A 24,695-nucleotide genomic window follows, 5' to 3' on the forward strand; every position below is an offset into this window, starting at 1 on the left:
GGGGATACCTGTCCGCCGGGGCGGTGGGTGGGGGGCGCGACCGACGGTCTGTACGCGACGGTGGGTCAGCACTTGAATGGGCTGGAAAGCACGATGGAGGCATTCAAGTCATGGTTCTTCCTTGATGATGCGATTGTCTGCTTAGGGGCGGGGATTGCCAGCGAGGACGGCGTGCCTGTCGAAACCATCGTGGATAACCGCAGGACGGAAACGTCGCTTACCCGCGGCGAGAACTGGGCGTATTTGGAGGGGCATGGCGGATATGTCGTGCCGGGGGAAGTTCGTACGCTCCAGGAAAAACGCACGCATGGGCAGGTGAGCCGGAGCTATGCCACGCTCTGGCTAGATCATGGAGTGGATCCCACCTCAGCGGGATATTTCTACATGCTTCTTCCGGGGGCGAGTGCGGAAGAAACGCAGGCCCGCGCCGCCGACCTCGCCTGGGTGGACGTCCTCGCCAACACGGCGCGGCAGCAAGCGGTACGGATCCCCTCCCTCGGGATCACCGCCGCCAACTTCTGGAACGAAGGAACCGCGGGCCCGCTGACTGCCTCCGCCCCTTGCGCCGTCCTCGCCAGGGAGAACCCCGACGGCACCGCCACCGTGTCCGTGTCGGACCCCCGGCGCGACCTCACCGAACTCACCGTGACCTGGCACCGCCCGACCACCAAGATCCTTCAATCCCACCCTCTCGTGACCAACGCCACCCCCGGCCGGCAGCTCACCCTCACCTTCGGCGATCTCTCCCACCAGCACGGCACGTCGATCACCGTCACGATCTCGGCCTAACGTGCACCGATTCATCCCGCCAGAACGACGGGGTGGTGATCCCCCACAGGCCCACCACCGCCGCCGCAACAGCCGGAACCACCTCCGACCCAGCACGCTGTGGCCGGATTTCGGTTGCCGCAAAAATACCCGCTGCCATGGGGATATTTCAAAGCATCACGCGTGATCGGCATTCCGCACAACCCCGCATGAGTGCCCCTGGTCAAGCGGATGCGCAGGCCAGAAGCCCGCGCGAGGGCCATCGCGTCAGGTAGTCTGGCCCTACGTACGAAGGAGGTGAGACCCATTACCGCCAGATCAGGCCGGGTGCTCTCCTCTCGTGGCCGTTTCTAGGTGACATCGAGAGCGCCCTTCGGCATCCCCGGAAGGCTTCTATGTCGCTTCTCACCTTGCCCGCCATCGTCATCCGGCTGCGCGCCGCAGGCTGCGTGTTCGCCGAGGACGAGGCGGAACTGCTCGTCTCCACCGCCAGAACCCCGGATGATCTCGCGGGTATGGTCGACCGGCGCGTCGCGGGGCTCCCGCTGGAACATGTCCTCGGCTGGGCGGAATTCTGTGGTCTGCGGATCGCCGTGGATCCCGGGGTGTTCGTGCCGCGGCGCCGTACCGAATTCCTGGTCGAGCAGGCGCTGGCCCTGGCCGGCGGCGGGGCCGTGATCGTGGACCTGTGCTGCGGCTCGGGCGCGGTGGGCGCGGCCCTGGTCGCCGCCCTCGGCCAGGTCGAGCTGCACGCGGTCGACATCGACCCGATCGCGGTACGGTGCGCGAGGCGCAACCTCGACACCGCGGTCTACCAGGGCGACCTCTACGACCCGCTGCCGCGGGACTTGCGCGGACGCGTCGACATCCTGGTGGCCAGCGCCCCTTATGTCCCCACCGGCGCGATCGGCCTGCTCCCCGCCGAAGCCCGCGTGCACGAGCCCATGATCGCCCTCGACGGTGGCGCGGACGGCCTGGACGTCGTCCGCCGGGTGACCGCCCGGGCCGCGGAATGGCTCGCCCCCGGCGGCCACCTGCTGGTCGAGACCAGCGCCCGCCAGGCCGCCAGCACCGCCGAAGCGGTCGCCCGCGGCGGCCTGCTCCCCCGCGTGACCGGCTCCGACGACCTGGACGCCACCGTCGTGATCGGAGCCCCGATCAGCTGAAGAGCTTGCCCAGAAACGCCGTCAGCCGGCCCCGGGTCCGCTCGATCAGCTCGGCCTCGGTCAGCGACTCCTCGAATCGCCCGCCCACGTCCGGGACCTTCTTTCCGCGCACGTAGAGCGAGCAGGCCATGTCGGTGCACATATACAAACCAACGGAATTGTTCTCTCGTCCGGCCAGACCCGCCTTCCTGGCGGTCATCAGCGACACCCCGTTCCCGGGATGCGTGGTCTGGCACAACGAGCACATGGACCGCTGCAGGAAGGCCCGCGCCTGCCCGGGAAACCGCAACGCCACGCCGATCAGCTGGTCCCCGTATTCGGTGACGAGGTAGCTGCGATCAGGCGCGGCGGGGTCGAGCCACCCCAGGAAGTCCAGATCCTCCCACGGCCGATCGGCGAGATCCCTCGGCACGGCCAGGCGCTTGGCCTCACCCTTGGAGCAGTTGACGAACGAACCGCGAATCTCCTGCTCAGTTACCGCTTGCATGCCCCGAAGGTACCGGCGGCCCCAGGTCGCGCCCAAGCCGTTTTCTCAGCGCCAGCGGCTGACGATCATTCGCCAGAGCACGACCTGCACCAGGGCGAGGACGACGGCGAACGGCATCAGCGTCCACACGCCGACGCCCTGCGCGACGGCCCCGGCCAGCCACGGGAGCGCGGCGCCGCCGACGACCGAGAATCCGTTGATCACGCCGATGGCGGTGGGCACCAGCCGATCCGAGGTCAGGTTGGGCACCACCGCCATGGCGGTCGGGAAGATCGGCCCGAGGAAGAACCCGAGCAGCACGAACCCGGCTACGGCCACCGCGAACACCGGCGCCACCCAGATCAGCAGCGCGGACGCGGCCACCCCGGCCAGGCAGCCGAAGGTCATCGCGCCGGCACCGATCCCAAACCTGACCGCGATCGGGCTGATCAGGAACCGGCCCAGCGTCAACCCGAGCCAGTATCCGCTGACGGTGTATCCGGCGGCCAGCTCCGGCTGCGCGTGCTCCTCGATGAGGAACGTGAATCCCCAGTTGCCGACGCCGATCTCCAGCCCGACGTACACCGCCAGGAACACCGACGCCAGCAGCACGACCGGGGTGCGCAGCACGGCGGGCAGCAATCGTGGCCGCGCTTCGCCGGTCCCGGCTTCCTCGCCGGTCGCGGTTTCCCGGCGAGGGTAGGTGGCCAGGAACCCGATGATCAGCGGCACGGTGATGAGCCCGAGCACCAGCACCACCGCCGTCCACGGCAGGAATCCCACCAGCCAGGCGGCCAGCAACGGCCCCAGCAGCGCCCCCACCCCGAAGAACGCGTGCAGATGGTTGAGCAGCGTCGTGGCCGACGGCAGCTCGGTCAGGTACGCGTTGAGCACCGATTCCATCAACCCCGTGCCGTACCCCGCCAGCACCTGAACCGCGACAAGTCCCACGAAAGACGGCCGGATCGCCATGTACAGGGACGCCGCCAGGAACGCTCCTCCACCCACGGCCAGCGCGTATCGTGTCCCCAGCCGGTGGATCAGCGCCCCCGAGGTGGCCCCGGCGAGCATGAACCCGGCCGAGAAGGTGAAGAAGGTGATCCCGATCGTCGCCTTGTCGACTTCGTAATCGCCGATCTGCGCCGCCAGCACCACCCCGTTGGCGCCGGCGCTCAACCCGACCAGCACGAACGCCGCGTACGCCAGCACGACAGGCACCCGCAATGGACCGCCCAGAACTCTCACAAGTCCCCCAAATAGATTTTGCAGACACCGGGAGCCTGGCATACGTGAGGCGAGCTCGCCAAGATCCAAATATATGGCAGCACAGGGATATTTCCCGGCTAATGCGAGCAGTCCTGCCCGGTGAAACGGGCAGGACCTGAGGATGCTCCACGCCACTGATTTCGCCGAGAATGAGTACCAGGACATCTATTCCGGACATCTTGGCGGGCGGACCTTGCCCAAATTCGTCATTCCCCGAGAGCCCAGCGACCCTCGCACGGTTTACGCCCTGATCCGGGATGAACTCGCCCTCGACGGCAACTCCGCGCAGAATCTCGCCACCTTCTGCACGACCTGGACGGAACCGGAAATCCACCGCCTGATGGACGACTGCCTCGGCAAGAACATGATCGACAAGGATGAGTACCCGCAGACCGCGGAGATCGAGTCCCGGTGCGTGCACATCCTGGCCAACCTGTGGAACAGCCCGAGCGGCGCGCGTACGATCGGCTGCTCGACGACGGGATCGAGCGAGGCCGCCATGCTGGCCGGGCTCGCGCTGAAATGGCGCTGGCGCGGCGCCGGGCGGCCCAACCTGGTGTGCGGCCCGGTCCAGGTCTGCTGGGAGAAGTTCGCCCGCTATTTCGACGTCGAACTCCGGCAGGTCCCGCTGGAGCCCGGCGCGACCGGCCTGCGGCCGAATCAGCTCCGCGACCACGTCGACGAGAACACCATCGGCGTGGTGGCCATTCTCGGCGTCACCTACACCTGCGACTACGAGCCGGTCGCCGCCCTCGCCGCCGAACTGGACGCCATCCAGGCCGACACCGGCCTCGACATCCCCCTCCACGTCGACGCCGCCAGCGGCGGATTCATCGCGCCCTTCGTGCAGCCCGAGCTGGAATGGGACTTCCGCATCCCCCGCGTGGCCTCGATCAACTCCTCCGGCCACAAGTACGGCCTCGCCCCGCTCGGCGTCGGCTGGGTGGTCTGGCGCACCGCCGACCTGCTCCCGGAGGAACTCGTCTTCCGCGTCGACTACCTGGGCGGCGAGATGCCGACGTTCGCCCTCAACTTCAGCCGCCCCGCCGGGGAGATCGTCGCCCAGTACTACAACTTCCTGCGCCTCGGCCGCGCAGGCTACACGGCGATCCAGCGCGTCTGCCTGGACACCGCCGCCCACCTCGCGGGACAGATCGAGCGCATGGGCCCTTTCACCCTTTTGTACGGCGGCGACGGCGCCCTCCCCGCCGTCTGCTACACCACGACCGAGGACGCGGGCTTCTCCCTCTACGACCTTTCCACCCAGCTACGGATCAAAGGCTGGCAGGTCCCCTCATACCCGCTGCCCGCCAACCGCCAGGAAACGGTCGTGCAACGCGTCCTCGTCCGTCATGGGATCAGCCGCGACGTCGTCTCCCTGCTCGCGCAGGACATCCGCCGCGGCATCAAGGAACTGACCGGCGTCTCCCCCAAGCGCCGACAAGTCGGCTTCCATCATTAGGCGCAGCGCCATTGGGAAAGTCCCAAAATAGGATTTGTCCCACCCCTGTCCCGACAGGCACTCGATTTACCGCCTTGGGTAGGTAATACTCACCCAATGGTGGCGAATCCGCCCCGCCTTGGATGGTGCCCATGCCTCGTCGTTGGTGTTCCTTACTGGGACTGGTGACAGTCGCCCCCTGGTTTCTGGTGTCCATCCAGAACCTGACCGACGACGCCCCCGACGCCACCTACCGCTCCATGCTGGCCATGCTCGCGGCCCAGCTCCTGCTCCTGCTCGCCTTCGCGGCGACCTGGACCCGCTGGAAAGCCGCCCCGCCGCTGCTGGCCTCGTCGGTCCTGGCGTACGCCCTGGCGGCGGCCTTCGCCGCGATCGACAACAACGGCGACCCGGTCCTGGCCGTCATCCTGTTCGCCCTGGCCCCGGCCATGGCCGCGTTACCGATCATGCTGACCGGCCGGACGGCCGTACCGACCGGCTGAAAGCCTCAGACCGGCGGGCCCACGTACACCGATTGCAGGCGTTCGAGGGGTTCGCTGTTGTACTCCTCGATGGCGTGGGCGATCCACCCGGCCGCTCGGGACAGCACGAAGATGGCCTCCCCCGCCCCGGGCACCATGCCCAGCACGTACGTCAGCGCCGCCAGGGCGAATCCCGCGTTGGGCGGCGGCAGGCCGCGCCGGAGCTGGATCTGGATGACCTCCTCCACGGTGGCCAGCCGCTCGTTCCCCGCATGCGATTTGCGCAGTTCGTCGAGGATGAACGAGGCCCGGGTGTCCCCTTCGGGATAGACCGGATGCCCGAATCCCGGAATGGGGTCGCCCTGCCGCAACCGCCGGGTCAGGGCGGCTTCGACGCCGTCGCGGGAGTTGAGGTTGTGCAGCAGGGTCTCGATGGCGAGCGAGGCCGCGCCCTTGACCGGGCCGCTGCCGACGTCGATGCCGAGCCGGACGATGCCGCTGGGCTCGACCCCGGCGCGGGCGGCCGTGCGGGCCACGAAGGTCGCCGAGGCCAGGTCGTGGTCGGCGAGGATGATCATCGTGGCGTTGAGGAGCTTCACCTCGGCCTCGGCGGGCGGGCGATCGCACAGCCGGGACCAGAGCAGGGCGGCCATCGGGGAGGCCGGTCCGGCGAAGGCGGCGGCGTCGGCGGGCGGGGACTGCTCGGGCAGCGAGGCGAGCAGGGTGGCGAGCACCCGCTGCGCGGTGGTGGCGATGACGTCGGGGGTGAAGTCCCAGTCCGGCGGCTCCACGGTCGCGACGCAGGCGGCGACGACCTTGATCAGGTCGACCGGGAGCACGCTGGACGGCAGTTCCGCGATCACCTTGCGGCAGAACCGCCGCGTGCTCTCCGAGGGCACCCAGACGGCCGTGGCCTTGGTGCTCCCCCACAGCAGGCAGGCGACCTGCTCGAAGGTGGCCGTCAGCGCGAGTTCCCTGGCGCTGTGCCCGCGGTAGTAGATGTCGTCGGCGGCGATCAGCGTGATCTCGGATTCGAGCACGTCCGGCTGCCGCCGCCGGGCTCCCTTGACCTTGGCCGACAGCCGTTCCACGTCGGCGGGGTTGAAGACGCTGCCGCGCCCGTCGTCGGCCCGCCTGCTGCGCAGCCGCCCCCGGCTCACGTACGCGTACACGGTTTCGCGCTTGATCTTCAGGCGGTCGGCGACCTCTTCGGCGGTCAGCCACCGGCTCATGTCCTCGCTGAACTGCCCCTGAGCGCGCAACCCGTTTCCCTGCCAGCATGAGAGGTTGATTTCATGGATCAATTTACCAGAGACGCAGTCAACGACGACGCCACCACAGCGGGATGGTGCCGAGCCCGATCAGGGCCGCACCCAGCCCGAATCCGGCGCCCACCCCGGCCGCGGCGGCGGCGAATCCGAAGCACAGCGGCGCGACGAAGTCGGTGACCCGGTTGCCGGTGACGCGGAGCGCCACCACCAGGCCGAGCTCGTCGGCCTGGGCCTCGTTCACCACCAGCGCCATGCTGAGCGGCTTGCCCATGCCGAAGGCCAGGCCGAGGAGCGCGACCAGGACGGCGAGCACCGCCACCGACGCCGTGAACGGGATCGCGGCCAGCACGACCGCCACGACGACGCCGATGGCGGCCATCAGGGTGAGCGGCCCCAGCCGGTCGGCCAGGAGCGGCATGAGCAGGCGGGCGAACAGGCCGGTGATGGAGAACAGGCTCAGCACGTATCCGACCTGCTGGACGGTGAGCTGGGCGGCGGTCTCCAGGTAGACGGGCAGCAGCGAGGTGCGCAGCGTGTCGGGGGCGGCGATCAGGCAGCTCATCAGGATGGCGATCCGGGTCGGCGGGTCGCGCAGGTACCACAGGATGCGGGCGCGGCTGGCCTCCTGCCGGGGCGGGGGCGCGTGGGTGCCGGAGATCTTCGGGAAGATCAGGGCGGCGGTCAGGGCCAGCAGGGCGAGACCGGCCGCGAACAGGAACATGCCGGGGTAGCCGGCCCGGGTGACCAGGAAGCCGCCGCCGAGCGGGCCGAGGATCTGGCCGACCGAGGCGACCATGGTGTAGACGCTGAAACTGCGTTCCGCGCCGCGGCCGGAGGAGAGCCCGGCGACCCGGGACTGGGAGGCGACCAGGGTCATCAGCTGCCCGGCTCCGGCCAGCAGCTGGGCCACCAGGATCAGGGCCAGGCCGGGTCCGGTGGCCAGGAGCAGCAGCGCGGCCAGGCTGAGCGCCGACCCGGCGACCAGGACGGTACGCGTTCCGCGCCGGTCCGCCAGGATCCCCACCGGCAACGCGATGAAGATCGGCAGCAACGCTCCGGCGGCGGCGACCACCCCCACTCCGGCCAGCCCGGCGCCCGCGCTGGCGGCGTACAGGGGAACGAACGGCTTGGTCATGTGGAGCTGGGTGTAGTAGATCACCGAGAACCCCATGATCGGCGCCAGGCCGCCCAGGCGGCTCATTCGTCCGCGATGAGCTGGACGAGCTCGCTCAGATCGGGCAGGGTTTCCAGCCGTTCGACCACGTCCACGAGCGGCTCCCACGAGCGGGACGCCTCCGACAGGCAGTCGGCGACCTTGCGCAGCCGGGTCTCCCGGTCCATCGGCCGCCCGATCGCACCGAGATAGCGACGGCACGTCCGCGCCAACGTGCGCCCGTCATGGGTGTGTACGGTCACCCGCGCCCAGGTATGCGCCTTGTCCCGGGGAATATCGGGATTGTGGACAAGCCGGATCTTCGGCAGCGTCTCCTGCATCACCTCCGAACGCAGCACCGCATCCGCGAACGACCCGATCCTGACCTCGGGCTGGGTGAGCGCGACGGCGACGCAGTACTCGTAGCTGAACTTGCCGTCCAGCCCGCTCTCCGGCGACGGCCGGGACAGATCCGCCCGGAACACCGGCGGCTCGACGACGATCTCCGCCACCTCGCCCGGATCGAGCCCTTCCTCCTCGCGCAGGGTCCGCATGGCCTCCATCGGCCATTGCATGAAGATCTCGGCGGGAAACCGTTTGATCGCGAAGCCCGGATCGACCAGGTGGTGGGCCGTGCCCAGGGCCTTCTCGTCGTACGCCTCGCCGAAGAAAGCCGCCACGTAGCCGCGGTGATCTTCCAGGATGGCCGGGTTGGCGGTGACCCCGCAGGCGGCCAGGCCGGCGCACTCGACTCCGGCCCTGGCCGCGCCGCCGGGGTGCAGGGCCTTGGCCATCGTGCCGTTGTTGGCGAACAGGCCGCCGGCCCGGGAGGCGGCCAGGCCGAACGCGGCGGCGGTGGCGGCCTCGGGCAGGCGGAGCAGGTTGGCGGCGGCGGCGACCGCGCCCATCGGGCCGACCACGCCGGGCGGGTGGAAGCCGCGCGGGGGCGCCTTCTCCCCGGCCGTGCGCAGCCGCTGCTGCACGTCCCAGCCGACCGCGAAGGCGGTGATCACGTCCGCGCCGGAGGCGCCGGCGCGTTCGGCCAGCGCGAGGACGGCGGGCAGGATGGAGGAGGTGCCGTGCGCGGACGGGTATCCCTGCACCTCGTAGTCGAGGCAGTGCAGCGCCACCCCGTTGACGAACGCGGCACTGCTCGCGGGCAGCCGAGCCCCGGCCACGGTCGCCTCCGGGTTCCCACCCTGCGCAGTGAAATAGGTCCGGATATATCCGGACACCGGCTGCCGAGACCCCGCGATCATGTTCGCGAAGCCGTCAAGGATGACCACTTTGGCCGCTTCGACGACCGCGGCGGGCAGCTGCTCGTAGCGGGCGCCCGCCGCGAACTCGACCAGCTGCCCGGTTCCTCGCGCCATCAGTTCGCCAGCGCGGCGCGGGCGGCGCTGGTCCCCGCGATCCGCCCGAAGATCGCGCCGGCCATCATCCCCGAGCCGGACGGATAGTTCCAGTGCCACAACCCGCCCAGCATCTCCCCCGCCGTATAAAGGCCGGAAATTTCACGACCTGAGGTGTGCTGCACGCGCGCGGTCTCCGGATTCACCTTGAGCCCGCCAAAGGTGAACGTGATCCCGCAACACACCCCGTACGCCTCGAAAGGCCCTTCCACGATGTCGATGGAGTAGTTGCTCTTGTCGGGCGTGAGCCCCCGCGTCCGCTTCCCGTCCAGCGTGAACGGATTCGGATTGGCCGGACCCGGCTGGATCGCCTGGTTGTAGGCCGCGACCGTCTCCCGCAGATTCTCCGCGTTGATCCCCAGCTGCGCGGCGATGTCGTCGAGCGTGTCGCCCGTCACGCCGGTCGCGTTGTTCCGGTCGTAATCCTCCAGCAGCCCCTGCCGCCGCGCGTTCGCCCCGAAGATCTGGTACGCCACGCCCCCCGGCTGCGCCAGCACCGCCCGCCCCATCTTGGCGTACGTCCGCCCGCGCACATCGCTGGCCTCGTCCACGAACCGGTACCCGTCGGTGTTGACCATGATGCTGTACGGGTAGGCGTACCTGCTGGTCCGCAGCCCGCCCTTCGGCACCGAGGACGGCAGCGTGAACGCGGGCCGCGCGATGTCCTGCGGCGAGGCGTGGCAGCTGCTCCAGCTCCCGTGCGGCAGCGCGCCGATGGCCAGCGCCGCGTTGAGCCCGTCCCCCGTGTTGTACGGCACGCCGCGCATCTTCACCGTGTCCCAGCCAGGCCCCAGGTATTTGGCCCGCATCTCCGGATTCGACTCGAACCCTCCGCAGGCCAGCACCACGGCCTTGGCGTGGAATGTCACCCCGCCCTCAGGGGTGAGCGCCCGCACGCCCACGACCTCGCCGTCACGCCCTTGCAGCAGCTCGCTCATCGCGGTGTCGTAGAACACCTGCCCGCCCGACTTCTCCACGCTGGTGAAGTGCCGTTCCTGCAGCCGGTAGCCGCGCCCGTCCATCTGCATGGTGTTCCCGGCCGTCGGCGCGAGGTTGGGCGTCCACGAGTGGCCCTTCCCGCGCAGCCACAGGATCGTCGGGTAGGCCCGCTCCACGTGCACCTTGAGCAGGTCGGGGTCGGCGAGCCCGGCTGTGGTCCGCATGACCTCGTCCCACAGCACGTCCTTGGTGCGGCTGGGCAGCTTGTCGTGGATGGCGGCCAGCTGGGCGGGGTCCGGGTCGTCGATGAGCGGGGCCAGGTCGTCGACGCTGTCGTAGGTGAAGCGCATGTGGCCGGTCAGCGCGCTGTTGCCGCCACGCTCCTCGCGGGGCGCCTTCTCCAGCACGGCGACGGAGACGCCCAGGTCGAGGGCGGCCTGGGCGGCGCAGAGCCCGGCGTTGCCGCCGCCCACGATGACGACGTCGTAGTGGTGGTGTTCCTCGTGCATTGCGGTGTCCTTTTCCTTCGGGGTTCAGCGCAGGACGTTGTCGCGGGTGAGGCGGTCGATCTCGGCGTCGGTCAGGGCGAGCACGCCGGTGAGGACTTCGCGGGTGTGCTGGCCGAGCAGGGGGGCGGGAGAGTGGAGGTCGCCGGGGGTGGCGGAGAGGCGGAAAGGCGGCATGCCATAGAGGCTGGGTCCCATTTCGGGGTGAGTGAGGCGCTGCCAGTGGCCGCGGTGGACGAGCTGGGGGTCGGTGATCACGCCCGGCGCGTCCCGGACGACGCCGGCCGGAACGCCCTGGTCCTGGAGGGCGTTCATCAGCTTCTCAGCATCCCAAGCAGCGATTTTTCCGGAAATTTCGCCCGGAGCCTCGATGTCCAGAGTCGTCCGGAGGGCCTGCCATTCGGTTTCCGAGCGGACGGCCAGGGCGATCCAGGAGTCGCGGCAGCGGTAGACGCCGTGCGGGGACCAGACCGGATGAGCGTTCCCCATCGGCCCGGGGTCGGTTCCGTTCGCCGTCCACTCCATGATCGCCGGGCCGATGGCGGCGATGGTGGGTTCCGTCTGGGCGATGTCGATGTGCTGGCCCTGGCCGGTGCGGTCGCGGTGCCGGAGCGCGGCCAGCACGGCGACGGCGGCGTGGCCCGGGTTGGGCACGTGGTCGGGGTAGTTGGTCCCGGTTCCGGCCGGGTAGCGGCCGGGCAGTCCGGTCAGGTGGGTGAGGCCGACGAGCGCGCCGATGGTCAGGCCGTATCCGAGGTAGTCGCGTTCCGGCCCGGAACCGCCCTGCATGGACATGGACAGGTAGACCAGCCCGGGATTGTTCGCCCGCAGTTCCTGGTAGCCGAGGCCGAGGCTCTCCATCACGCCGGGCCGGAAGTTGTTGGCCACGACGTCCGCGGTGGCGGCCAGCCGCTGGGCGATTTCGCGGCCTTCGGGCGTTTTCAGGTCCAGCGTGATGCCGCGTTTGCTGGTGTTCCGCTCGGCGAAGTAGCCGCTGCGGTTGATCCCCGGCACTCCCCCGGCGAACGGCGGCCCGGTGCGCAGGCTGTCCAGATGCGCCGCGCTCTCGACTTTGATCACGTCCGCGCCGTGGTCGGCGAGGAGTTTGGTGGTGTACGACCCGGCCCCGACCCAGGTGAAGTCCAGCACCCGGATCCGCCCCTGGCGGGGAGCCACGGGATCGCGGGGCGGCCAGGTGATTCCCTGATGCTCGCCGGGCGCGGGCACCGGCAGGTCCTGCCGCCACGGCGTCCCGCTCAGGACGTACGGCGGCCCAGGCGCGTCCACCCGGCGGCCTGAGGGCAGCGTGAGCGGGCGGAAGTAGTCCCGATGCCGGAGCTGCGGGCTGGCCACGATGTCGGCGGCGGTGTTGACCGGGCTCAGCGGGATGCCGCGCGCCTGCGCCTGCCGGTAGAGCTCGGCGCGGCCGCGATCCCGCGCGAACGCTCCGAAGATCTCCGCGAACCGCTCTTTGGCGTCCTCCCGTTCGAGGTGCGCCCGGTCTCGCCAGCGCGGTCCGGCCAGCTCGGCCGCCTCGTCGAACCCTTCGTCGAGGAGCCAGTCGGTCAGCCGCACCCAGAACCTGCTGGAGGCGATCCCGCCCACGTAAAGGTAGACATATCCATCGGCGCAGGGATAGAGGCCGGTTCCGGCGTGCCGTTGCATCCCGGCCGCGGGCCCGCGGACCACGCCTTCCAGGTCGAAGAACTGGGGGGCGTTCTCCAGCGCGCAGGACACCGATTCCTGCGCCGACACGTCCACGTGCTGGCCCCGCCCGGCGCGCAGGGCCAGCAGGGTGCCGACGGCGGCGAACAGCGAGGCCATCACGTGCGACTGCTCCTGGCAGACCTGCACCGGCGGGCCGTCGGCGTACCCGCCCAGCGACATCAGCCCGCCCAGCGCCAGGCAGACGATGTCGGTCGCCTCGAACCCCGTGTAGGGCCCGGTCCACCCGAACGGCGTGATGCTCGTGACCACGAGTTCGGGATGTTCGGCCAGCAGGCGTTCCGGGGCGAGACCGCGTTCCCGCAACCGGCGTGGATGCCCGCTCTGCAGCAGCACGTCGGCCCCCGCCGCCAGCTTCATCAGCGCGCCCCGGTCGCCGGGGTCGGTCAGATCCAGGCAGATCCCCCGCTTGTTGGCGTTCTGGTAGGCGAACCGCAGGCTCATCCCGTCGGCCATCGGGGGCTGGCGGCGCAGGGCCGTACCGCCCGGGGGTTCCACCAGCACGACGTCGGCGCCGAGGTCGGCGAGGAGCTTGCCGCAGTACCCGCCGAACGGCCCGGCCACCTCCAGCACCCGGAGCCCTGCCAGCGCGTTCACTCCGGATCCCGGGGGACGAACTGGTGGATCACGGCGCCCTCAATGGCGGTGAAGATCACCTGAACCGGCATTCCCACGGTGACCTGGTCGGTTCCGACCACGTTCGTCATGATCAGTGGGCCTTCGTCGAGCTCGACCATGGCCACGTTGTACGGCACCCGATCCGCGAACGCCGGATGGTAGACCTGGTGGAACACCACCGACGAGAACACCGTCCCCCGCCCCGACATGGCCTCCCACCCGTGCTCCTTGCTCAGGCAGCGCGGGCACACCAGCGCGATCGGGTAGCGCGGATGCCCGCACCCCGAACACCGCTGAAGCAGCAGCCTCCCCTCCGCCAGCCCTTCCCAGAACGGCCGGTTCTCCTCCGTCACCACCGGCACAGGTCGCGATATTTCCGACATTTCACGCTCCCGTGAGGATCATGGCGTTCGCGCAGTTCAGGGACATGCCACGCCCGGTGACCAGGCACACTTCGGCATCGGGCACCTGGCGGACCCCTGCCTGCCCGCGTATCTGCCGGACACCTTCGACGATGTGCAGCCACCCCTCCATGTACGACTCCGACAGGTTGCCCCCCGCCGTGTTGACGGGCAGCTCACCTCCGAGCCGGATCCGCCCGCCTTCCACGAAGGACCCGCCCTCTCCCGGCGCGCAGAATCCGGCATGCTCCAGCCAGAGCAGGACGCTGATGGTGAAGTTGTCGTACAGCTGGGCGACGTCGATGTCGCCGGGCCCGACCCCGGCCGTCCGGTAGGCGTCGTGCACGGCGGTGCGCTGGTGCGGCACGGCGAGCCAGTCCTTGCTGCCCAGTGTCTGGTTCGTGTGGGCCTGTCCCATCCCGGCGATGCGCACGGGCGGCTGCCTCAGGTCTCTGGCGCGATCCATCGAGGTGACGATCACGCATACGCCGCCGTCGGAGATCAGGCAGCAGTCCAGCAGGCGCAGGGGTTCGACGATCCAGCGCGAGGCCTGGTGGTCGGCCACGGTGATCGGGGTCCGCATGACCGCGGCCGGGTTCAGCGAGGCGTGGTAGCGGCAGGCCACGGCGACCTCGGCGAGTTGCTCGCCGGTGGTGCCGTACAGGGCCATGTGGCGGGAAGCCACCAGGGCGCTGTTGGCGGCGGCGCCGAACATGCCCCAGATGCCCCAGGAATCCCCCCAGCCTGAGGCGCGCCCGAAGCGGCTGCCGCCAGTGCGGGCGGCGTCGCCGAACACGCACGCGACCGTGGTCGCCAGCCCGGCCTGGATGGCGGCGGCGGCCATCTGGACCAGCGACCCCGCGCTCGCCCCGCCCATCGACAGACTGCCGGTCAAAAGCGGGTTCATCCCGAGTTCCTCACCCAGGCGGAGGTAGTTGAGCCCTTGTTCCGGCGCGGTCGTGCCGGGAAAGGTGAGCAGCCCGTCGATGTCGTCCTTGGCCAGCCCGGAGTCCGCGAGCGCGTCGATGAACGCGTCCACGGCCAGCGACAGCGAGGTCGAGCCGGGCAGCTTCCCCTGCGGGGTGGCACCCACCCCCACGATCGCTATGTCCGTCATTTCGGTTTCCTCCTAGCGGCCGTGGAAGTCGGGGTCGCGCTTCTCGGCGAAGGCGCGGCGGCCTTCCGCGCGGTCGTCGGTGTCTCTGATCAGGCCGAACGCCATGCGTTCCAGCTCCATGGCGGCGGGCAGCGGGGCCTGCAGGCCGATCCGGACCAGCCGTTTGATCGCGCGTACGGAAAGCGGGGCGTTGCGGGCGATCCGCTCGGCCAGCGCCTGGGCTCTGGGCAGCAGTTCGCCGGCCGGGAGCACCTCACTGACCAGCCCGCACCGCAGCGCGTCCGGCGCGGCGAGGCGGTCGCCGGTGAGCAGCAGCTGCATGGCCAGGGACTGGCCGATGATCCGGGGCAGCCGCTGGGTGCCGCCCGCCCCGGGGATGCTGCCGACCCGCGCCTCGGTCAGCGCGAACTCGGCGTTCTCGGCGGCGAGCCGGATGTCGCAGGCCAGCGCGATCTCGAAGCCGCCGCCGAACGCGTAGCCGTTGACGGCCGCGATCAGCGGGACGTCGGTGTCCAGACCGGCCAGCAGGTGGTCGCCGCCGGGCGAGCCGAACGCCTGGGTGGCGAACGCGTCCGCGGGCGGGGGAACGCCCTTCAGGTCGGTGCCGGTGCAGAAGGCCCGCTCCCCCGCGCCGGTCAGGACGGCGACGCGGATACGGGAGTCGGTGGCGAGCTCGCGCCAGACGTCCTGGAGCTCGACGCGCATGGCGAGATCGATGGAGTTGAGCTTCTCGGGCCGGTTGAGGGTGATCGTCGCGATCGGCCCGTCCAGCCTCAGATCAACTGACATTGATTGACTCGACTACATTGATCCATATAAATCATGTTATCAGCCCAACGTAGCGGAGAACAGGTCGTTGACGCGCAAAGGGCGTTCTGTCCAGTGGTCGAGGACCAGACCGATGCGCGAGCGGACCGCTGGCGGCAGCGCGGGGTCGGCTTCGGCGAGCCGCCATTTGGCCAGGACCTCGTCCGGGGTCGCGCCTTCTTCACCGACCGTGGCAGTCAGCTCCTCGCCGGTCGACAACCGGAGGCGGACGAGGGTTTCCGAGTCGTGCCAGCGGGAGTTCACGCCGATGACGATCTCCGGCCGGGAGGTCACCAGCCGGGTGAGGGTGTGCCGGAGGCTGACCAGCTCCTGCTCCGGGGTGACGGGGATGTCGACCGAGAGGCCCTCCGACGTGGCCGGGACGCCGGTCACCTCCACCAGGAGCACGTCCGCGCCGGCCGACACGAGGTTCGCGGCGAACGTGTCCCCGGCCTGCGGTACGTCCGCGCCCGCGCGGGCCAGCAGGGACCGGACCGCGCGGACCACCGGCTGGTGGTCGGCGTGGCCGGGCACCGAACCCGCCTTCACCACAGCGGGCCGGTCGAGCTCGTCCGCCAGCCGTTCCAGCCCGGCCCGGCCGAAGAACGCCTCGCCGAAGCCTTGACGTGCTTCGAAGACGTCCTTCGCGCCCGCGTAGCCGTCGGCGGCCAGCGAGGCCGCCAGCACTCCGGCGTGCGCGGCCGACGCGGCGTGCGCGGCCCGCGCGCCGCCGGTCACGTTCGCGACCAGCCCGCCCGCGTGCGAGGCCGCGATCGACAGCGCACCCGCGCAGGCCTCCGCGGACAGGCCGAGCAGCCGGGCGCAAGCCGCGGCGGCGGCGATACCCCCGAAAACCGACGTGCCGTCGAAGCCACGGTCGGCCTGCCGGTAGCGCCCCGCCCGCCACAACGCCGACGCGGCCCGCACGCCCACCCCGAACGCGTCCATCATCGGGGCGGCCTCCAGCCGTCCTTCGCGATGCGCGGTGGCCAGCAGCGCGCTCCACACCGGCGCGCCCGCCGCGCCGTAGCAGGCCGTGTCGTCCATGCCGGAGGCATGCGCCAGCCCGGCCGACGCCCACGCCGCCCACGCGGCGGGAACGGTGGCGTCCAGGCCGATCACCGGCACCGGACCCGCACCGAGGTCCTCTTCGACCAGCGCGGAGACGACCGCCCCGAACGGGGTGGCCTGTCCGGCTATGGCCGCGCACAGCGTGTCCAGCAGCGACACCGTGGCGTCCTGGCCGGCAGCGGCTCCGGCGACGAATTCCGCCAGCACCCGGGTCGCGCTCACCGGGACACCAGCACGACCAATTCCGTGAACACCTGGATCGCGCTCACCAGGACACCCGACGCGATCAATTCCGCTGGCACCTGAGGTCGCGTTCACCGAGACACCAGCGCGATCAGCTCGGCCACGTCTGGACACTCCCGCAATGCCCGCCACCGCTCCCCGGCCGTCACCGCCTGCTCCGGTGCCAGCGACCGGCGCGCGTTGCCCTCGAACTTGGCGGCCAGGTCGACCTCGCTCAGCGGCGCGAAAGGCCCGCCCGGCAACTCCTTCCGAGGCACAAAATGGCGATATATCCGGCCTTTGTGGTCGTGGATCGTCACCGGGTTGCCTTTCCGTTTGTCGGCTCCGGCGGCGTCCCACCGGGACAGCACCTCGGCTCGCACCTTCCGCGCGGCCGCGGCGACGGCGGGATCGGCGAGTGCCTCGGCGGTGAAGTCGTCCACGCTCACCCGGCCGCGCACCATGAGCGTGCCGAGCATGCGGTGCACGCTGAACTTGGCCTCGCATCCGCTGGCGGGCTCGGGAAAGCGCAGCACGGGCGAGGTCTCGGCCATCTCGTGCACGATCACCCGCTCGATGTCGTCCGCGGCGAGCCCGTGCTTCTCCAGCAGCCCCGCCAGCCCGGCCAGCGCGCTGTGGTTGGAGCCGCAACACGGATACCGCTTGAGGAAAATCGTCTTCGCCGCCCGGTACGGGTTCCCGAGTTCCCCGATGATCCGGTCGATCGGCACCAGGCGATGCCCGAAGAACGCCTCCAGGAATCCCCCGCGCGCCTCGAAGGCCCGCGCCGATCCCGCGCCGCCGCGCCGCGCGGCCAGCACGGCCAGCACCCCGGCCTTGGCCGCGTGCCCGGCGTGCAGGGGTTTGACCATGCTTCCGCTGCTTCGTCCCAGCCCGGCGGCGGCTGAGGCGGCCAGCGTCAGCGCGTTCGCGGTCCGCGTCTCGTCGAGGTCCAGGACCTTGGCGGCGGCACAGGTCGCGGCGAGGGCGCCGAAGACGGGCGTACTGTGGAAACACCGGTCGTACTGGTCGTACGCGCCGGTCTGGCACAGCCCGACGCCGAGCTCGAACCCGGTCGCGTAGGCGAGCAGCAGAGCCGAGCCGGGGATGGGGCGGCGCGCGTATTCGGCCGCGGCCAGGATCGCCGGGACCAACGCCACGCTGGGATGCCCGTAGCCGCCCATGTCGTCGAAGTCGTCGCTGTGCCCGAAGGTGCCGTTGACCATCGCCGCCGTGGGCGCGCCCGTCCTGAGCCCGGTGCCGATGATCGTGCAGGGTCCCGCGCCGCCTTCGCGAGCGGCGTGCGCCTCCATGATGCGGCCGTGTTCGGACGTGCGCCCGGCCAGCATGGTGCCGACCGTGTCCAGGAAGGACCGTTCGATCGCGTCCAGGTCGGCGGCCGGAACCTCGGGCGTGCCCGCCACGAACGCGGCGATCCGCTCCGCGACGCTAGGCGACGGCATCGGCGACCTCCGCGACGGGCGCGAGGTGGGTCACGAGCCGGCTCACGTCCGCCACCTCGGTCAGGCCTTCGATCAGGTCGAGCGCGGCCCGGGCGTGCTCGGCGGGCAGCCGGCCGTACTCGGTGCAGGCGAAGAACTTCTCTCGCAGCGACGCCCACGACAGCGGGCGCGCCGGGGACCCCGGCGCGTGCCTGACCTGGAGGCGGTGGCGTTCCCCGTTGGTGAGCTCGATCCGCACGTCGACGAAGCCGCGCGTGCCCGCGCTGGCCCGCCGCCCGTCCGGATCCCCGGGGGAACACTCCGGATCCTCGACCACGAAGGTGCGCTCGATCACCTCCTTGATCTCCGGCCGCCGCACCGCCTCGTCGGTGAAGGCGCTCAACCCGAAGTCGCCGTCGTGCACGCCGACGGCCAGCGCGTACTCCATGCTGAACTTGCCCTGCAGCCCCGTCACCGGCCGCGTGTACGGCAACGGCTTCAAGGTCCCCGGCGGCACGTGCACGCCGGCCGACCTGACCCGCTCCGGGTCGCCCAGGATGCCCGCCGCCCGCATGCGCTCCAGCGCGTCGATCGTGCGGTGCATGGCGAAGCAGCACGGATACTTCTTGATCGAGATCCCCGGCGAGGCCAGCGTGTACGGCGCGCCCAGCGACTCGATGAAACTCTCCGGCGTCGATTCGGCGGTGCCGTACACGTCGAAGAAGCCGCCCTTGCCGTCCAGCGCGGCCGCAAGGCCGGTGTAACCGCTGGCGGCCAGCGTGGCCGCGGTGAGCCCGGCGCTGGCCGCCCACCCGCTGTGCAGGGGTTTGGTCATCGTGCCGAAGTTGACCCGCAGCCCGCTCGCCATCGACGCGGCGATGCCGAGCGCGGCGGCGATCTGCTCGCGGTCCAGCCGCAGCAGCGCCGCCACCGCCGCGCACGCCCCGAACACGCCGATCGTCCCGGTGGAATGCCAGCCGCGGTTGTAGTGCCCGGACCCGATCGCGGCCCCGAACTTGGTCGCGACCTCGTATCCGGTCACGAACGCCCGCAGCAGCTCGTTCCCGCTGCGCGGCTCCTGGCCGAGCGCGGCCAGCAGCGCGGGCAGGATGACCCCGCCGGGATGGCCAGGCATGGCGGAGACGGTGTCGTCGAAGTCCAGCGCGTGCGCCAGCGCGCCGTTGGCCAGGGCCGCCCGGTCCGCGCTGGTCCTGATCTGGGTGCCGAGCACCGCGTACGCGCCCGACGTGCCGCTCAGATAGCGCGCGATCGGGGTGGCCAGATCGCTCCTGGTGCCCGCGACGGCGACGGCCGCCGTGTCGGCGAGGCTGCGTTTGGCCTGGTCGAGCACGTCGTCGGGCAGGTCCGCCGTGGCCGATCCCTCGATGAAGGCGGCCAGCTGGCGCTGAATTTCCGGCATAACGATGGCTCCGTTCACAGACCGAAGGGGCCTGGGGGAAGGTGGAAGTCGAGCGTGGCGCTCAGCAGCAGCAACAGCGCCGTGGTCACGACCGCGCCGCCCAGCGAGAAGGACAGGCTCAACCGGCTGCCGAAGCGCAGGAAGGCGAACAGCCAGATCGGCACGCCGATGACCCCGCCCAGCGCGACCAGCAGCACGAGCAACCCGGCGAACCAGCCCATCCACAGCGCGAACGCCCGGAGGGTGCCCGCGTCAACCCGCTCCTCGCCGTCCTCTTCGGGGTGGTCACGGCGCAATGTCCGCAGGTCCATGACGATGATCACCAGCGCGGTGATCGTGCCGAGGATCGCGACCAGCGTGGGGAACCACATCGAGGCGTCCCGGAAGCCGCGCGCCTCATATCCGGCGTAGACCATCACGACCAGCGTGAGCGCCGCGACCGCGAGGCTGAGCCTCGCCTGAGCCGTCTTCATCGGGCGCTCACCAGAACCTCGTCCCGCACCGGCGGGCGTTCCTTGCGCAGGCTCCCGGCCAGCAGCACGCCGAGAATCGCGACCGCGATGAGGATCACCCCGGGCCGCACCAGCCAGCTCAGGTCGTAGCGGGCCATCGAGATCCACAGATAGCGTTCCGCGGGCGGCCCGAGCACGAAGCCGACCACGAACGCGGCCCGCGACCAGCCCGAATGCACCGCGAACCAGCCGAACAGGCCGAGGATCAGGAGCATCGCGATGTCCGCCCAGGTCTGCGTGGTCTGGTAGACGGCCAGCGCGACCGCCACGAACAGGAACGGCACCAGCCGCCGCCCCGGGATCAGGCACAGCTTCGCCACGAAGTTGCGCAGCGAGAAGCAGATCGCGGTGGCCAGGATGTTGGCCACCACCAGGCTCCACACGATCGTCAGCACCACCGGCAGGTTGGCGTCCGACACCAGCTCGGGGCCCGGCTGGATGCCGACCAGGATCAGGCCGCCGAGCAGCACCGCCGTCACGCCGCTGCCCGGGATGCCGAACATGAGCGCCGGGATGAGCTGGCCGCCCTCCATCGAGTTGTTGGCGGCCTCGGGCGCGATCACGCCGCGGATGTCGCCCTTGCCGAAGCGGCTGCGGTCTTTGGACAGGCGGGCGGTCAGGCCGTACACGATCCAGTTGATGGCGCTGCCGCCCACGCCCGGGATCGCGCCGAGCAGGGCGCCGAGGCCGGAGCTGCGCAGCACGAGCCCGGGATGGCGGAGCGTGTCCCGCGCCCCCTCCAGCCGCCCGGCCGTGATCCGCGCGGTGACGTCGCTGATCGGCTTGTTGCGGCGCAGCAGGTCGACGAACTCGGGGATCGCGAAGATCGCCATCGCCACCATCGCGATCGGCAGCCCGTCCGTCAGGTACGGCGAGCCGAAGGTGTAGCGGTAGTCCGGCGAGGCGGGCGCGGACCCCACCGTGCTCAGCAGCATGCCGAACAGGGCCGCCAGCAGCCCTTTGGCGACCGCGCCCCGGGCCAGGATGGCGACCGTGCTGATGCCGAGCATGGTCAGCATGAACAGCTCGGGCGACCCGAACGCCAGGATCAGCGGCCGGAACAGCGGCAGCACCGCGAACAGCACGGCCGCGCCGAAGATGCCGCCCAGCATGGACGCGGTGAACGAGGCGCCCAGCGCCCGCCCGGCCTGCCCTTGTTTGGCGAGGGGATAGCCGTCCATCACGGTCGCGCCCGCGCCGGCCGAGCCGGGCACCCCGACCAGCACGGCGGGGAAGGTGTCGGAGGTGTGGTTGGCCGCCATGATGCCGATCATCAGCGCCATCGCCGAATGCGGGTCCATCCCGTACACGAACGGCAGCAGCAGCGACATTCCGGCCACGCCGCCCAGGCCCGGAATCAGGCCGACCACGAGACCGACCAGCACGCCCAGCAGCAGCCAGCCCAGGCGCTCCGGGGTGAACAGCCCGGCCAGCGCCTCTAATGCGATATCCAGCATGCGAATCCTCGATCGAAAGGGGGCTCCGGGCGGGCGGGGCGACCCCGCCCGCCCGGTTTGATCGTCAGGACGGGAACTTGTAGTCCCAGCGCCTGGTCAGGTAGTCCTGCAGCCACTTGCGGGCCTCGGGGCTGGGCTTGACCATCGCGTCGATGGCCGACTGCAGCGCCGCGCCGCGCAGCGGTTCGTTGCCCTGCAGCTCCTCGTCCAGCGTCTTGCGCATGGCCGGATCGGTGAGCATCTTCTCGATGCCCTGGTTGAAGGCGTCCACGGCCGCCGCCGGCGCGTCGCCGTGCAGCCACAGCGCCTTGCTGAGCGAGTCGCCACTGGCCACCAGCAGGTTGTTGGCCTCCCATTCGGGGCCGGCCGCGGGCTTGCCGGTGATCTTCTCGTACAGCTCGGCGGGGGTCATCAGGTCGGGCAGCGACGGCACCCGCTCCAGCTTCCCGTTGACCACCAGGCCGGTGCTCATGATCGGCACGATCTCGCCGCTGTCCACCTTCGGCTTGATCTCCCGCAGGTACGGCAGGGCGCTGTCGGTGGAGATGTTGCTCTCGCCGCGCTCGAAGGCGATCCGGCTGTCACCGGCGCCCTCGTACCCGAAGATCGCCTGGTATTTCACGCCCAGCAGGTCGAGCGCGAGCAGCCGGCGCAGGTCGCCGCCGGACGGGTTCTCCCCGGCGAACCGCAGCGGCTCCGCCGTCTTGCCCGCGATGTCCTCGGGCTTCTTGATGCCGGTGCTGGCCCACACGTAGAGCGCGCCGCCGAACGGGAAGCCCACGATGGGCTTCATGTCGACGAAGTCGAACTTCACGTTGGGGTCCTGCAGCACGTAGGCGGAGTGGGTGGAGCCGGAGGAGACCAGGATCGTGGTGCCGTCGTGCGGCTCACGCTCCATGAAATGGTTGGTGCCGGTGATGCTGCCGCCACCACCCCGGTTCTCGATGAAGATGCTGGGATTGCCCGGGATGGCCTTCTGCAGCAGCGGCGCCAGCAGCCGCGCCGTCGTGTCGGCCCCGCCGCCCGGCGCGAACGGCACCAGCAGCTTGATCTTCTTGCCTTCGTAGTACGGCGCCTGCTGCTCGGCGCCCTGCTGGGCTCCGTCGGTGGCGGCGGTCCCGCCGCAGGCGGCCAGCAGCGCGCACGCGACGGCGGCGGCTCCCAGCCGAATGGTCGTTAAACGCTGCCGGTGGTGGTCGGTTCGGGTCATTGCAGCCACGCCTCCTGGGGCCTGCTAGCTGTCGTGCTCACTTACGCGGGGCCACGGTCGTCGTCACCTCTCTTCGTCACCTCTCTTCCGGGATCCCCGTGCCGTGGCGCGCGCGGGATCCGATCAGCAGCCTGGAAAGTTCCCCGAGGTCAGGCATGCCGGCCAGGTTCTTGATCAGGTCGATGACGCGGTCCGGTTCGTCGAGGCCCGAGCACCGCGCGAACTTGCCCTCGATGTCGCCGTCGGTGAGCGCGGTCTCGGGCGTGCGCCCGCGCGGGCGTTCCATCCGGGCGGTGTACGTCCGGCCGCCCGCCTTCACCGTCACCTCCGCGGCGAAATGCTCCGGCCCCTGGCGGTCCTCCGGCAGCGGGCGGGCCCGCACTTTCGCGCGCATCGCGACGACGTCGGGCCGGTTGATCGCCTCCGGGGTGAAGTGCTCGATGGCGATATATCCGTCTAACAGGGCCAGGGCGACCACATGCTGCAGGCTGAACTTCGCGCTCAGCGGCCCGTCCACCTCCGGCCGGTCCAGGTGCGCGAACCTGCGCGGATGGATGAACGCCTCAACCTCATCGATCGAGCCTGCGAAGTTGGCCTGACCCGCGAAGCCACTCGGACCCGCGTTGGTCAGACCCGCGCCGTCCGGACCTGCGATATTGGTCGTGCCCGCTATCTCGGCCCGGAGCTTGATCGCGGCGTCGATGGCCGCGTGTGTCCCGCCGCAGCACGGATGAAGCTTGATCGCCAGCCCGGGATCCTCCAGATCCCACGGGTTCCCCAGGCTCGCCACCATGGCCGCCGGGTCGAACAGCCCAGGCCCGTTGAAGACCGCCCCGAACCCCTGCTTGTCCTCCATGGCGCCCGGGTTGGCCGTCGCCCCCGCCCGGGCCAGCAGCGCGCAGGCCACCCCCGCCTGCGCCGCCCGCCCGACCTGCAGCGGCTTGGCCATCGCCCCGAAACTCGACTTGATCCCGGCCGCGGCCGCCGTGGCCAGCGCCAGCGCGGCCGTCACCTGCCCGGCCGTACATCCCAGTAGCTTCGCGGCCGCCGCGGCCGCCCCGAACGTCCCCAGCGTCGATGTCGGATGCCACCCTTTGTCGTAGTGCAGGAAGTTCACCCCACGCGCGATGGAGGTGGCCACCTCCACCCCCGCGCAGTAGGCCGCCAGCAGCTCCCGCCCCGACCGCCCTTCCTGCTCCGCCACCGCGAACGCGGCCGGAAACACGGCAACCGTCGGATGTCCCCCCATGGTGTGACTCACATCGTCGAAGTCGAGCGCGTGCCCCACCGCCCCGTTGGCGAAGGCGGCCAGCTCAGCCGTACTCCGCCGCCCCATCCCCAGCACGGTCGCCGCCCCCGGCCCACCGTGATCGAGATACGCGCCGACCACCTCGGCCAGCGGCTCCCCCCGCCCCGCCAGCGTGACCCCCACCAGATCCAGCACGCTCCGCAGCGCGGTCGCCCGCGCCCGCTCCGGCACATCCTCAAGCCGCGCACCGGCCACCCACCGGCCCAGAACACTCAGTACGAATTGGTCGGCCACGGCGAACTCCCTCGCCTACCTAGCGAACCTGATCAACCAGGTACACATTGATTACGCTGATGTAAAAAGTAAACATAGACACGTTGATGCACCTCGTCAATGGTGCATCGCAAAAAGGCAGGTATCGGACTATCCCAACCATCTACCTGCGAAAACAAGAAGACGGGCCCACCTAGGGAGGTGGGCCCGCCTGCGGCTTTGGGCACCTGACGGCGCGGCCGACGAATGAGATCCGCGCCAACTTGAGGCTCGGTGCGACGTTACGGCGGGTACCGGTCCG

General features: G+C 70.4%; 21 protein-coding genes. 4 read left to right on the forward strand and 17 right to left on the reverse strand.

The annotated features are described in order from the left end of the window. The first annotated feature begins 60 nt into the window (after nucleotides 1–60). Complete coding sequence (locus Amac_RS33085) at nucleotides 61–789, forward strand: polysaccharide lyase family 8 super-sandwich domain-containing protein (protein ID WP_246268875.1); 729 nt, start codon at nucleotides 61–63, stop codon at nucleotides 787–789. A 374-nt stretch (nucleotides 790–1,163) separates the two neighbouring features. Next, nucleotides 1,164–1,934 (forward strand): putative protein N(5)-glutamine methyltransferase, encoded by a 771-nt coding sequence (locus tag Amac_RS33090; RefSeq protein WP_155358354.1) that lies wholly within the window; start codon nucleotides 1,164–1,166, stop codon nucleotides 1,932–1,934. Here Amac_RS33090 and Amac_RS33095 read toward each other — a convergent pair. Both Amac_RS33095 and Amac_RS33100 read right to left on the reverse strand, forming a co-directional pair. After that, nucleotides 1,927–2,421 (reverse strand): FBP domain-containing protein, encoded by a 495-nt coding sequence (locus tag Amac_RS33095; protein ID WP_155358355.1) that lies wholly within the window; start codon nucleotides 2,419–2,421, stop codon nucleotides 1,927–1,929. The two genes, Amac_RS33090 and Amac_RS33095, sit on opposite strands and share 8 nt — an antisense overlap. Before the next feature lie 45 nt (nucleotides 2,422–2,466). Continuing rightward, the gene (locus tag Amac_RS33100) at nucleotides 2,467–3,618 is read right to left on the reverse strand and encodes an MFS transporter (protein WP_170322783.1); all 1,152 of its coding nucleotides are present in this window, start codon (nucleotides 3,616–3,618) and stop codon (nucleotides 2,467–2,469) included. A gap of 169 nt (nucleotides 3,619–3,787) precedes the next feature. Between Amac_RS33100 and gad the strand changes: the two genes are divergently transcribed. Together gad and Amac_RS33110 are read left to right on the forward strand one after the other, a co-directional pair. Next, entirely contained in the window at nucleotides 3,788–5,128 is a 1,341-nt protein-coding gene (gene gad / locus Amac_RS33105) for a glutamate decarboxylase (protein WP_155358357.1), read from the forward strand. A 164-nt stretch (nucleotides 5,129–5,292) separates the two neighbouring features. Then, nucleotides 5,293–5,610, forward strand: a complete 318-nt coding sequence (locus Amac_RS33110; protein ID WP_155358358.1) for a hypothetical protein — start codon at nucleotides 5,293–5,295, stop codon at nucleotides 5,608–5,610. 5 nt (nucleotides 5,611–5,615) lie between these two features. Here Amac_RS33110 and Amac_RS33115 read toward each other — a convergent pair whose 3' ends face one another. The 15 genes from Amac_RS33115 to Amac_RS33185 all read right to left on the reverse strand — a co-directional run bounded on the left by Amac_RS33115 (nucleotide 5,616) and on the right by Amac_RS33185 (nucleotide 24,415). Continuing rightward, entirely contained in the window at nucleotides 5,616–6,851 is a 1,236-nt protein-coding gene (locus Amac_RS33115; RefSeq protein WP_155358359.1) for a citrate synthase, read from the reverse strand. Between the two features lie 58 nt (nucleotides 6,852–6,909). Next, entirely contained in the window at nucleotides 6,910–8,061 is a 1,152-nt protein-coding gene (locus Amac_RS33120; RefSeq protein WP_155358360.1) for an MFS transporter, read from the reverse strand. Then, complete coding sequence (locus Amac_RS33125) at nucleotides 8,058–9,386, reverse strand: MmgE/PrpD family protein (RefSeq protein ID WP_155358361.1); 1,329 nt, start codon at nucleotides 9,384–9,386, stop codon at nucleotides 8,058–8,060. The genes Amac_RS33120 and Amac_RS33125 overlap by 4 nt, the downstream gene beginning before the upstream one ends. Continuing rightward, entirely contained in the window at nucleotides 9,386–10,873 is a 1,488-nt protein-coding gene (tcuA, locus tag Amac_RS33130) for an FAD-dependent tricarballylate dehydrogenase TcuA (protein WP_155358362.1), read from the reverse strand. Before tcuA ends, Amac_RS33125 begins: the two co-directional genes overlap by 1 nt. Nucleotides 10,874–10,897: 24 nt before the next feature. Beyond that, nucleotides 10,898–13,192 (reverse strand): CaiB/BaiF CoA transferase family protein, encoded by a 2,295-nt coding sequence (locus Amac_RS33135; RefSeq protein WP_155358363.1) that lies wholly within the window; start codon nucleotides 13,190–13,192, stop codon nucleotides 10,898–10,900. After that, complete coding sequence (locus Amac_RS33140; protein ID WP_155358364.1) at nucleotides 13,189–13,596, reverse strand: Zn-ribbon domain-containing OB-fold protein; 408 nt, start codon at nucleotides 13,594–13,596, stop codon at nucleotides 13,189–13,191. The genes Amac_RS33135 and Amac_RS33140 overlap by 4 nt, the downstream gene beginning before the upstream one ends. A 1-nt stretch (nucleotide 13,597) precedes the next feature. Beyond that, on the reverse strand, nucleotides 13,598–14,731 hold the full coding sequence (locus tag Amac_RS33145; protein WP_155358365.1) for a thiolase family protein: 1,134 nt from the start codon (nucleotides 14,729–14,731) through the stop codon (nucleotides 13,598–13,600). 12 nt (nucleotides 14,732–14,743) lie between these two features. Next, complete coding sequence (locus Amac_RS33150) at nucleotides 14,744–15,520, reverse strand: enoyl-CoA hydratase/isomerase family protein (protein WP_155358366.1); 777 nt, start codon at nucleotides 15,518–15,520, stop codon at nucleotides 14,744–14,746. Nucleotides 15,521–15,559: 39 nt separating this feature from the next. Continuing rightward, nucleotides 15,560–16,831 (reverse strand): MmgE/PrpD family protein, encoded by a 1,272-nt coding sequence (locus Amac_RS33155; RefSeq protein ID WP_170322784.1) that lies wholly within the window; start codon nucleotides 16,829–16,831, stop codon nucleotides 15,560–15,562. Nucleotides 16,832–16,923: 92 nt separating this feature from the next. Then, nucleotides 16,924–18,294, reverse strand: a complete 1,371-nt coding sequence (locus Amac_RS33160; protein WP_155358368.1) for an MmgE/PrpD family protein — start codon at nucleotides 18,292–18,294, stop codon at nucleotides 16,924–16,926. Continuing rightward, on the reverse strand, nucleotides 18,281–19,693 hold the full coding sequence (locus tag Amac_RS33165; RefSeq protein ID WP_155358369.1) for an MmgE/PrpD family protein: 1,413 nt from the start codon (nucleotides 19,691–19,693) through the stop codon (nucleotides 18,281–18,283). Before Amac_RS33165 ends, Amac_RS33160 begins: the two co-directional genes overlap by 14 nt. A gap of 14 nt (nucleotides 19,694–19,707) precedes the next feature. Further along, nucleotides 19,708–20,166: a hypothetical protein gene (locus Amac_RS33170; protein ID WP_155358370.1), complete on the reverse strand. Its 459-nt coding sequence runs from the start codon at nucleotides 20,164–20,166 to the stop codon at nucleotides 19,708–19,710. Then, nucleotides 20,163–21,662, reverse strand: coding sequence for a tripartite tricarboxylate transporter permease (locus Amac_RS33175; RefSeq protein WP_155358371.1), 1,500 nt, complete (start codon nucleotides 21,660–21,662; stop codon nucleotides 20,163–20,165). Before Amac_RS33175 ends, Amac_RS33170 begins: the two co-directional genes overlap by 4 nt. Before the next feature lie 64 nt (nucleotides 21,663–21,726). Beyond that, nucleotides 21,727–22,872: a Bug family tripartite tricarboxylate transporter substrate binding protein gene (locus Amac_RS33180; protein ID WP_155358372.1), complete on the reverse strand. Its 1,146-nt coding sequence runs from the start codon at nucleotides 22,870–22,872 to the stop codon at nucleotides 21,727–21,729. Nucleotides 22,873–22,948: 76 nt separating this feature from the next. Beyond that, entirely contained in the window at nucleotides 22,949–24,415 is a 1,467-nt protein-coding gene (locus tag Amac_RS33185) for an MmgE/PrpD family protein (RefSeq protein WP_155358373.1), read from the reverse strand. Nucleotides 24,416–24,695: the final 280 nt, after the last annotated feature.

Source organism: Acrocarpospora macrocephala (assembly GCF_009687865.1).
Taxonomy (GTDB): domain Bacteria; phylum Actinomycetota; class Actinomycetes; order Streptosporangiales; family Streptosporangiaceae; genus Acrocarpospora; species Acrocarpospora macrocephala.